The organism is Actinomadura sp. BRA 177 (genome assembly GCF_013372625.1).
Lineage (GTDB): Bacteria > Actinomycetota > Actinomycetes > Streptosporangiales > Streptosporangiaceae > Spirillospora.
The window spans coordinates 1-10563 of record NZ_JABXFD010000230.1; the positions used below are offsets into that span (position 1 = coordinate 1).

At 68.0% G+C, this 10563-nt stretch carries 8 protein-coding genes; 5 read left to right on the top strand and 3 right to left on the bottom strand.

Annotated features, from left to right (window positions below; all coding sequences use genetic code 11):
• Positions 1 to 304: 304 nt before the first annotated feature.
• Positions 305 to 535 carry a DUF397 domain-containing protein gene (locus HUX53_RS08960; RefSeq protein WP_163057068.1) on the top strand — a complete coding sequence of 77 codons (231 nt, stop codon included), beginning with the start codon at positions 305 to 307 and terminating at the stop codon, positions 533 to 535.
• Between the two features lie 78 nt (positions 536 to 613).
• Positions 614 to 2149, top strand: a complete 1536-nt coding sequence (locus HUX53_RS08965) for an AMP-binding protein (RefSeq protein WP_176402688.1) — start codon at positions 614 to 616, stop codon at positions 2147 to 2149.
• Positions 2150 to 2225: 76 nt separating this feature from the next.
• Here the strand turns inward: HUX53_RS08965 and HUX53_RS08970 are convergent, their stop codons facing one another.
• On the bottom strand, positions 2226 to 3761 hold the full coding sequence (locus HUX53_RS08970) for a DHA2 family efflux MFS transporter permease subunit (RefSeq protein ID WP_176402689.1): 1536 nt from the start codon (positions 3759 to 3761) through the stop codon (positions 2226 to 2228).
• 371 nt (positions 3762 to 4132) lie between these two features.
• Between HUX53_RS08970 and HUX53_RS08975 the strand changes: the two genes are divergently transcribed.
• A complete protein-coding gene (locus HUX53_RS08975) occupies positions 4133 to 5152 on the top strand; it encodes a methyltransferase (RefSeq protein ID WP_176402690.1) in 1020 nt (339 codons plus the stop codon).
• A gap of 32 nt (positions 5153 to 5184) precedes the next feature.
• Here the strand turns inward: HUX53_RS08975 and HUX53_RS08980 are convergent, their stop codons facing one another.
• Entirely contained in the window at positions 5185 to 8442 is a 3258-nt protein-coding gene (locus tag HUX53_RS08980) for an NACHT domain-containing protein (protein WP_176402691.1), read from the bottom strand.
• A 259-nt stretch (positions 8443 to 8701) separates the two neighbouring features.
• Here HUX53_RS08980 and HUX53_RS08985 point away from each other — a divergent pair, with 259 nt between their 5' ends.
• Positions 8702 to 9508 carry an MBL fold metallo-hydrolase gene (locus HUX53_RS08985; RefSeq protein WP_176402692.1) on the top strand — a complete coding sequence of 269 codons (807 nt, stop codon included), beginning with the start codon at positions 8702 to 8704 and terminating at the stop codon, positions 9506 to 9508.
• Between the two features lie 3 nt (positions 9509 to 9511).
• Here the strand turns inward: HUX53_RS08985 and HUX53_RS08990 are convergent, their stop codons facing one another.
• Positions 9512 to 9895 carry an ATP-binding protein gene (locus tag HUX53_RS08990; RefSeq protein WP_217919250.1) on the bottom strand — a complete coding sequence of 128 codons (384 nt, stop codon included), beginning with the start codon at positions 9893 to 9895 and terminating at the stop codon, positions 9512 to 9514.
• A 199-nt stretch (positions 9896 to 10094) separates the two neighbouring features.
• Here HUX53_RS08990 and HUX53_RS08995 point away from each other — a divergent pair, with 199 nt between their 5' ends.
• Positions 10095 to 10478 carry a helix-turn-helix transcriptional regulator gene (locus tag HUX53_RS08995; protein WP_176402694.1) on the top strand — a complete coding sequence of 128 codons (384 nt, stop codon included), beginning with the start codon at positions 10095 to 10097 and terminating at the stop codon, positions 10476 to 10478.
• Positions 10479 to 10563 lie beyond the last annotated feature (85 nt).

The following is a 10563-nucleotide window of genomic DNA, read 5'->3' on the forward strand; positions in this document are numbered from 1 at the left end:
CCATGGGGGGCGTCCGGCCAGGGCGCGTGCACCGCGGCGGCGGCGTGCCGTGGCCGGCCGCCCCCCATGGCGCTGGGGGCCGCGACTTCGTCTGCCTGGTCAACGGTCATGGTCAAACCTCAGAGGCGTGCGGAGTGGTCACCGGTGAGCGTTCGCTATCTTGCTCCCCAAGTCGTGCAGATGCAAGACCGTCTGCATGAACGAATGCAAGAACGAATGCACGTGCATCTCGTACCATCGTGTGGGGTGGGGCGAGATCGCGGTCTCCCCACGGGGGAGACCAAGAGGCCTAGAGGGGGCAGACATGGACGGCCACCACATGTCGGACGTCCGGCGCAGCGGGCTCGTCTGGCAGAAGAGCCGGCGGAGCAACCCGTCCGGGAACTGCGTCGAGATGGCCGAACTCCCCAGCGGGGAGATCGCCGTGCGCAACTCCCGGGACCCCGGAGGAGCGATCCTCGTCTACACGCGCGAGGAGGTGGAGGCGTTCGTGGGCGGAGCCAAGGACGGCGACTTCGACCACATGCTCGTCTGACGACCGGTCCGGCGGTCTGTCCGGCGACCCAAACCGAATGGCATTCCATTCGGCGGTCCGGCCCGGTAGGTTGCGGCCATGCACCTGGGGCAGATCGCAGCTCAGACGCCCGACAAGCCCGCCGTGATCATGGCGGGCTCCGGGCGGGTCGTCACTTTCCGGGAACTGAACGAGGAGTCCAACCGGCTCGCGCAGCTGCTCCGCGCGGAGGGGCTGCGCCCGGGGGACCACATCGCGTTCATGCTGGAGAACCATCCGCTCTACCTGGCCATCGCCTGGGCCGCCCAGCGGTCCGGGCTCTACTACACCGCCATCAGCACGCGGCTCCAGCACGAGGAGCTCGCCTACATCGTGGGCAACTGCGAGGCCAAGGTCTTCATCACCAGCACGTCGATGGACGCCGCCGCGCAGAACCCGCCGGACGTGCCGCTGCGCCTCATGCTCGGCGGCACGGCCCCCGGTTACGAGTCCTACGAGGAACGCGTCGCCCGGTACCCGTCCACCCCGATCGAGGACGAGTGCGAGGGCATGGACATGCTCTACTCGTCCGGGACGACGGGCCGCCCCAAGGGGGTGAAGCCGCTCCTCTCCAAGGCGCCCATGGGCGAGGCCGGGCCGCTCTACATGCTCATCTCGACCCTGTTCGCGGCCACCGCCGACTCGGTCTACCTGTCCCCGGCGCCGCTCTACCACGCCGCGCCGCTGCGCTACTCGCTCATCTTCCACCGGCTCGGCGCGACGGTCGTGGTGATGGAGAAGTTCGACCCCGAGCAGGCCCTCGCGACCATCGAGAAGTACCGCGTCACGCACAGCCAGTGGGTGCCGACCATGTTCATCCGGATGCTGAAGCTCCCGGACGAGACCCGCGCCCGCTACGACGTGTCGTCGCTGGCCTGCGCCGTGCACGCCGCCGCGCCCTGCCCCGTCCCCGTCAAGGAGCGGATGATCGACTGGTGGGGGCCGATCCTGCACGAGTACTACGCCGGCACCGAGGGCAACTGCTTCGTCTACACCAACTCGGAGGACTGGCTCGCCCACAAGGGCACCGTCGGACGTCCCATCCTGGGCGAGGTCCACGTGTGCGACGAGGAGGGCAACGAGGTCCCGGCCGGGGAGCCCGGGGCCCTCTACTTCGGCAACGGCCCCACGTTCGAGTACCACGCGGACGACGAGAAGACGGCCGCGTCCCGCGACCCGAAGGGCCGCGGCTGGTCGACGCTCGGCGACGTCGGCTACGTGGACGCGGACGGCTTCATCTACCTCACCGACCGCCGCGCCTACATGATCATCAGCGGCGGGGTGAACATCTACCCGCAGGAGGCCGAGAACGTCCTCGCGGTGCACGCCAAGGTCGCCGACGTCGCGGTCTTCGGCGTCCCGGACGCGGAGATGGGCGAGGCGGTGAAGGCCGTCGTCCAGCCGCTGTCCATGGACGAGGCGGGCCCGGAGCTGGCGGCCGAGCTGATCGCGTACTGCCGCGACCATCTCGCGCACTACAAGTGCCCCAGATCGGTCGATTTCCGTCCCGAGCTGCCCCGGCACCCGACCGGGAAGCTCTACAAGCGGCTGCTGAAGGACGAGTACTGGGTGGCGAAACCCTCCGCGACGGCCTGAGATCCCCGTGAACGGCCAAGCCCCGGCCGGGTCCCATGCGGGGACCGGCCGGGGCTTGGAACGCGCCAGGGGCGCTCTAGTGCATCGGCATCGGCGCGTCGACCGCCGCCGTCTCCGGCCGCTTGCGCGGGAGGAGCAGCGCCGGGAGGAACGCCAGGGCGATCAGGCCGACCGCGTACCAGTAGGTGTGCTGGAACGCGTCCGCCATCGGCCCGGCGATCTTCTCCATGATCGCCGGCGGCACCTTCTCGGTGCTGCCGATCTCGCCGCCGGCCCCGCCGCCGAGCTTGCTGGTGAGCTGGTTGGCCAGCAGCACCGACATCATCGCGGTGCCGATGGACGCCGACACCTGCTGGATGATGTTCAGCATCGTGCTGGCGCGCGGCACCTCGTCGTGCGCGAGGGTCTGGATGGCCGCGGCCATCGTCGGCATCATCGTCAGGCCCATGCCGAGGCCCATCGCGAACAGCACCGCGCCGAGCACCCAGTAGGACGTGTCGGCCTGCAGCACCGCCGCGAAGCCGGCCACCGACAGCACCACGAGGACCATGCCGCCGAGCACGACCCGTCCGGGCCCGATCCGGTCGGTGAGCTTGCCGCCGATCGGCATCGTGATCATCGCGCCGAGGCCCTGCGGAGCCAGCAGCAGGCCCGACGCCAGGGCGCCCTCACCGCGCACCACCTGGTAGTACAGCGGCAGCAGCAGCATCGCGCCCATGAACGCGACCATGAACAGCACCATCGTGCCGGACGCCGCCGCCACCGACCGGCGCTTCAGCAGCCGCAGGTCGATCAGCGGGCTGTGCGCCGACAGCGCGCGGAACACGAACGCGACCATCAGCACCGCGCCGACGACCGTGAACACCAGCGGCTCGGTCTTCATGAAGTCGCGCGCCTCCGCGCCCCTCGCCACGCCGTAGATCAGCGACGCGAGGCCCGGGGACAGCAGGATCAGCCCGAGCAGGTCGAGCCGCTCGGCCGGCTTCGGCTCGTCCTTCTTCAGGATCTTCGCCGCCAGGACCAGCGAGATCACGCCGATCGGCAGGTTGATGAAGAAGATCCAGCGCCACGACACGTCGTCGACGAGCCAGCCGCCGATGATCGGGCCGAGGATGGGGCCGAGCAGCATCGGCACGCCGACGATGCTCATCACCTGGCCGACCCGCTGCGGCCCGGCCGCCTGCGTCATGATCGTCATACCGGCCGGCATGATCATGCCGCCGCCGAGGCCCTGCAGCACCCGGAAGAGGATCAGCGACTCGGCCGACCACGCCAGCCCGGCGAGCGTCGAGCCGAGCACGAACAGCCCGATCGAGATCATGTACAGGCGCTTGGTCCCGAACCGCGCACAGGCCCATCCGGTGACCGGGATCACGGTGGCCAGCGCCAGCGTGTAGCCGGTCGCCACCCACTGGATCGTCGCCAGCGAGGTGCTGAACTCCTTGGCCAGGTCGTTGATGGCCACGTTGACGACGGTCACGTCCAGGATGGACATGATCGCGCCGAGCACGACGACCCCGGCCACGGCCAGCACGCCGCGGTCCAGCCCGCCGCCGGCGTCGGCCTCCTTCAGTGGGCCATCCGCCGTCGTTTGAGACGCGGGAGCGGTCAACTCTCTTCCAATCGTCAGGGCCCGAACGAGGGCACGCAGGACCGTGGGCACGTTTTCAGGGGGTAAGCCGCAAAAATACTGCAGCGACTGACACTTTCGCGAACCGTTAAACTTCGCGCGCTCCGGGAGTATTCCAGCGCCGTCCGACAGATCCCCCCAGCTCCCCAGGCTTCACCCTGCGACCTCGACCACAGTCGAGGTCAACGAGATGTGACGCATCCGACACCGCACTCCTCCCTTCGCGAGTCATGGGGGCAGACTCCCGCGCCACCCCGAACTCATCGCTGCGGTGAGGAAACCCTCACCGCCGGTGGCGTCGTTAAGCGAGCTGGTGAATACTGTGAGTAGTGATTGCAGGTGGGGGGCGGGAAATGACATCCGAAATAGCGGAGGATCCGCTGGCGGTGTCGCTGATGGGGCTGGTCACCGGCAGCTGGGTCGCCCAGGCGGTCAGCGTCGCGGCCCACCTGAAGATCGCCGACCATCTGGCGTACGGACCGCGCTCCGCTGACGACCTGGCCGCCGCCGTCGGCGCCCACGCGCCCACCCTGCACCGCCTGCTCCGCGCGCTCTCCGATGTGAGCATCGTCCAGGAACGTGCCGACGGGCTATTCGCCGCCACTCCGCTCGGCGACCTCCTCCGCAGCGACGTCCCCTCCCTGCGCGGCTACGCCGTGATGATGGGCTCGGCCTTCCACCGAGACGCCTGGACGGGCCTGGAGCACAGCGTCCGCACCGGCGAACCGGCCTTCGCGCACGTCCACGGCGAGGAACTCTTCGACTACGTACGCGACCACCCGGCCGACGGCGAAGTATTGAACGAGGCGATGATCGCCCTCTCGGGCCGCTTCATCGCGCCCGTGGTGGCCGCCTGCGACCCGGGCCGCTCAATCGTGGACGTAGGCGGCGGCCACGGCGTGGTCCTAGCCGAAGTGCTTGCCGCGCATCCTGGCACCGAGGGCGTCCTGTACGACCTGCCAGAGGTGGTGGCGGATGCCGGAACAGGCCCACTGAACACGGCGATCACGGCAGGCCGCTGCCGAACGATCGGCGGCGACTTCTTCGAGTCCGTCCCGTCCGGCTGCGACACCTACCTTCTGTGCCACATCATCCACGACTGGGACGACGACCGAGCCGTCCAGATCCTCACCAACTGCCGCGAGGCCATGACCCCGGACAGCCGCCTCCTCCTCTGCGAGGGCCTCCTCAACGACGGCCCGTCCCCGTCCCGCATGAAGTGGCTGGACCTAGAAATGCTCACCATGACCTGCGGCGGCCTACAACGCACGAAGGCCCAGTACGAAACCCTCTTCCACCAAGCCGGCCTACGCCCAACAGGCATCCCAGCCCAAAGCCCAACCTTCACCGTCCTAGAAGCCCACCCCACCTGACAGCCCGCGCCACTCCAGGGGAGGGCTCAACGCTAAGCAGCGATTTTCAGGCGCCGCCCAAGCGCCATAGCTCCTTTGACGTGCTGGCCTGCCTTGATCATGACGGTGAGTTTGCGGTTGGCGACCAGCGGCGACAGGTCGAGCCCGGGAGCAGCGCCTGTCAGGTCGAGCACCTTAAGACTCGGCAGGGACGCAAGTTGGCTGAGATCCGTGAGGTAATGGCAGTTGGTCAGCCACAGCCTATGTAGGTTCGAAAGGTTCCGCAGCGGACGAAGGTCCTCGATGCGGGTATTGGCCAGGCTCAGCGTGCGGAGTTCAGCCAAGGAGGAGATCGGTTCGAAGTCGGTCACGTTAGGGCAGCCGTCGAGGCCGAGCTCCCGCAGCGGGAGCGTAGTGAGCGAGTGAAGCTTCGTAACCCAGTCGCAGCGATTCACCATGAGACCGGTGAGGCCGGGAGCGGCCCGGCAGATCTTCTCTAGACCATCATTGAGCTGCGAGTCGTTGACCCCGAGTGTGCGAAGTCTCCCAAGTGGAGGAAGCATGGAAAAATTGGTCAGATTCGAGCAGCCGAGCATCCATAGAATTGTCAATGCAGTCTGGTGTCGGAGTGGTGAGTAGTCCGTAACCATGTCGCACTCGGGCAGCCACAACTTGTTGAGGCGGGGCAGGTCATCCAAGAAGCCGAGGCCGGTGATGCCGGGATAACTGAACGTGAGGGCCTGAAGTGCCGGGAGGAAAGGTAGGGGCACCGGGGCCATCGACTTGTTAGAACGAAGCCCGAGACGGACCAGCGTCTTCATGTGAGGCTGGAGGAAGCTGAAATCATTGATATTGTCCATATGGACGAACAGTTCGGTAAGAGGCGGCACCTTGCCTAGGGCTCGCACCTGATGCTGCGCCCAGCGCAGCGTGAGGTGACCACCCGCCGGGGATCTGGCAAGGACGCGCTCGGCGAACTCATCGGCATCAAAATAGTCCCATGCCTTGGCCACCTCCTTCCGCACGGGTAAACGGGGGTCGGGCGCATAGCGGGCCAGTACGTTCAATGCGCCGGGCCCGTTGATCAGCCAGGCCGTCTGCACCGTTGCCGAGGCTGCAGCCGGAGACAGCCTGTCCAGGCTCTCGGGCAACCGGGCGAGGACGGGTTCGCCGGCGGTGGCGAGGGAGCGGGCGGTGGCCTCGTCGCGGGGCGGAATGAGGTCGTCCAAGCACTCGTCGAGGTCGTTGCGCAGGTCGTCCGGTATGGACGGGAGGGTCTCCAGGCAGGCGACCGCCACCAGTTTCAGGACGCGGGCTCGCCGCTTTTCGCTGCGGGCGCGCGCCAGGATGCCGGTGAGGAGTTCGCGGCGCAGTGGTTCGTTGGCGTGGCCGGCCGCCATGATGACGGTCTCCCGCCAAGTGTCGCGGTGCGCATATTTGACGAGCAGGTCCATGTCGCCGAGGTCGGCGGCCTGCTTGGCGGCGAGGTACTCCTGGACGGTCCGGTGCACGAAGTCGATGCGTCCCGGCACCGGCTCGCGAAGGACGCCGCTGCGCTGGAGCAACTCGCCCAGAACATCGTCCGGTGAGACCCGGACCTGCGGCATCGACGCCAGCCGGTCCGCGATGAGCCGCTCGACCATGGCCTTCGGCAACTCGACGCGGGCACTGGTGGAGAGATGCCAGGCGACGTCCTGCAATATGCGGATCTTTTGGTCGCGTTCGAGGGCGCTGGGGATGCCGCGTTTGGCGTCCCGCGTCTCCAGGAGCATGTCCAGCGCGGCCCCGTAGAGGCCCATGCGGTTGCGGGGGAGCGCCTCGCGGTCGAGGTTGAGCGCACAGAGCATGGCGGCGAGCAGGGGACTGGACGCGAGCGTCCGCAGGTGAGGTGCCGACTCCAGGCGGGCCAGCAGCCGCGCCTCGTACGAGGGAAGACGCTGCGGGGCGCAGGGCAGGTCGGGGCAGTCGCGGACGGCGTTGTGCCAGTGCTGGACGAGCGTCCGGACGTCCGCCGGGGCCAGCTGTTCGAGGAAGGCCGTCGCGAACCCTTCGGCCCGCAGCCAGTCGGAGCTGGCCGCCGCCGGACGAGAGGTGACGATGATCCGGATGTCGCGGAACTCGGTGATGATTCCCTTGAGCCACGTCCGGACCGCTTGCCGCTGCGTGCCGGTGACCTCGTCCACGCCGTCCACTAGAAGCAGTGCCCGGCCGGACAGCAGCCGCCGGTGCGCCCACCCACGCGGCATGATCCCGGCGAGATTGCCGGCGACGTCGTCGATGAACCCCTCGGGGCGGGGCAGCGACCCGCCCGCATGGCTGCGCAGCTTGATGACGAACGGGACGCACCCGTTCCAGTCCCTCAACGGGCCGTTGAACGAACCCCGGGCGGCCGTGACCGCGAGCCAGCGAAGCAGCGTGCTCTTGCCGCCGCCGGCCTCACCGCGCAGCAGCATCAGCCGATGCTCGCCCAAAGCGGCCTCGACCCGGACGGATCCCGTCCTGACCTCGTCTCGCCAATCACTGATCGGCACGGCACGGGGCGTGGGATGCCGGAGGCCGCGTTTGCTCTCGTCCGACACGTTCAGGCTGATGTAGGCGACGCTCAACGTCGTCTGCGGACGGGTGAACCGCTCGAACCGGACGCCGAACAGCTCCAGCGTGTCCAAGGATCCGCTGATGGAAGCCAGGTAGCGACGAGTGAACTCGTCGTCCTGGGACGTGCCTTCCGGCGCATCGAGGGTCCGGGCGGGAAGTCGGGCCAGGACGGCGCCCACCTGATCGGCCAGGCCGCTCAACCGGCTCAACGTCTCGACGGACGCGCGCGGGCCGAACTGCGGCAAGTGGACGATGATGCGGGCGAGGCAGTCACAGCACTCGTCCAGTACCACCTCGTAGAGCCGCGCCCCGGCCTCGCCTAGCTCGAACTCGGCCTTCCTCGCCGGAAGCCGCGACCGCAGCCCCCGTGCCAGCTTGACCGGGTCGGCGTCGGCGGCGAAGAGCGCGTCGTCCGACAGGTCGGCGCGGTCAAGAGTGCGGACGACCTCGTCCAGTGCCGCCACACGGTCGCCGTCGGTGAGCCCGCCGAACTCATGCCCGGCGAAGGTCAGGAGCCGTTCGGCGACCGAAAGGGCGATCCCTTCGACCTGCCGCTGGACGCGCCGCCGCTTGATCTCGTCCGGGAAGCCGGTCTTGATCAGTTCGACGAGGTCCTTGCCGGCTCCGTCCCTGCTGGAGCGTCCCGCGAGCCATCGGCCTACCGCCAGTTGCGCCACCGACCCGCCCACCCGCAACGCGGCAACCTCGACGGACACGGCACCCCCAATTCACCTGGGCAAGCCATTATGGCGACAAGGGCTGCCACACGGTCACGCAATGGCCGGACTCGGTCTTCGGGTGCATCCGAAAGACCGACTGGAACTTGCATAAACCCGGCCGTCGTCCCAGCGATCTCGAATCGGCCCGATGGGTACCGGAGGGAAGGTGGTGCATTCTTTGCGGTCCGATAACCCGCTTGTGGGCGTCCGGCCGTCCATAGGGGCATATCACCCTAAACGCGACATTGGGGGGATCATGTTCATCTCACGTCCGGCCCCGGACGTCGTCGCCCTGACGGACGCGGTGCCGCTTCCCGGCCTAGGGTTCCGGCCGGTCAACGCCTACGTCCTGTACGCGAGGGAACCGGTGCTCATCGACACGGGCCTCCGCGCGTCGAGCCCGGAGTTCCTGGACGAACTCTGGTCGCTCATCGAGCCTGCCGACCTGCGGTGGGTCTTCCTGACCCATCCCGATGGCGACCACACCGGCAGCGTCTTCGAGATCCTCGATGCTGCTCCAGGCGCGCGCCTGGTGACCACGTCCCCCGGCATGGGCCTGCTGGCACGCGAGCGCCGGATCCCGCCCGGCCGGGTGCTCACGCTCAATCCCGGCGAGTCGCTGGACGTCGGCGACCGGCGGCTGCTGGCGTTCCGCCCGCCCTTCTCCGACAGCCCGGCGAAGATGGGCCTCATCGACGACATGACCGGAAGCTGCTTCAGCTCGGACGGCTTCGGCGCGCCGGTGACCACCGCTGATCTCCTCCAGAGCGACGACATCGGCGCGGTCCCGGAGCCGGACCTCATCGCGGGCCAGCGGCTCTGGGCCGCCGTCGACAGCCCGTGGCCGTCCGGCATGGACAGGGACGTCTTCCTCTCCACGCTGCTGCCGTTGCGCGACGTCGACCCGCCGGTGGTCCTGAGCTCACACCTGCCACCGGCACACCACAAGGCCGAAGCCTTGCTCGACACCCTCGCCAACGCACAGGACGCCCGTCTCCACATCGGGCCCGACGAGACGCCGCTCCGGCGAATGTTCGCGGAAATGGCACCCGCCCACCCCTGACGGTCAGCCGCGCCGCATCTCGAACCACACCGCATGCCCTTCCGCCCGCCGGGTGACGCCCCACCTGGCGGACAGGAAGGCGACGATGCGCAGGCCGCGTCCGCAGATGTCCATCTCGCCCGTCTCGGCCAGGTGCGGGACGGTCGTCGAGCCTCCGTCGTCGATGACCTCGACGCGGACGAGTTCGTCCGAGTGACTCACCTCCACGCGGATCTGCCCGTCCTTCCCGGACTCGGTGTACCGCGCCGCGTTCGTGACCAGCTCGCTCATGCAGAGCGACGCGTCGTCCAGCGCGGGGTGGTCGCCCAGCACGTCCTGCAGCCACCGCCGCGCGTGGCCGGCCGCCCGGTCCATCCCCGGCAGCAGAAGCGCATCGAACCTCATCATCGGCACCGTCATCGCTCGTTCCCCTCGGGTCGTCATCGCCGAAAAGAATGAGATGGACGGGCTATGGCAAGCGATACGTTCGCCCGCCTCGTCCCGAGGTCCCCGGACAAGCCGTCCCCAGGCACTTTTGACTGAGTCACTTTGGCCGACTTGGCGCGTGGAGTCCCATGATTACGCATCGTTAGATCATGATTACGTCATGGACAACCCGCAGCGCCCGACCATGCGAAGCCGCAAGCTCGGCGCGATGCTGCGCGAGCTGCGGGAGAGCCGCGACCTCAACCTCCAGAAGGCGGCCCGCCTCCTGAACCGCACGCCGTCCTCCCTGAGCAAGCTGGAGACCGGCAAACGCGGCATCCGCCGCCCCGCCCTGGAACACATGCTCGACCGTTACCAACTCACCGACCCCGACCAGCGCAAGGCCCTCTATGAGCTTGCCCGAGATGCCAAGAAGAAGGGCTGGTGGCTCCACTATGAGGGCAAGATCTCCCCAGCGATGCTGGACTACATTTCCCTGGAGTCAGAGGCAGCCTCAATGAACCCATTTCATCCCTGTGGCGGCAGTCCACTGGTCACAGCATGATCGCAATGCGTCGGTTGGTGGCCTGACGCAGAGAGACCCCTGGTAGACGGGTTGATCACCACAATCACGTCGCCTGAACCAGAGG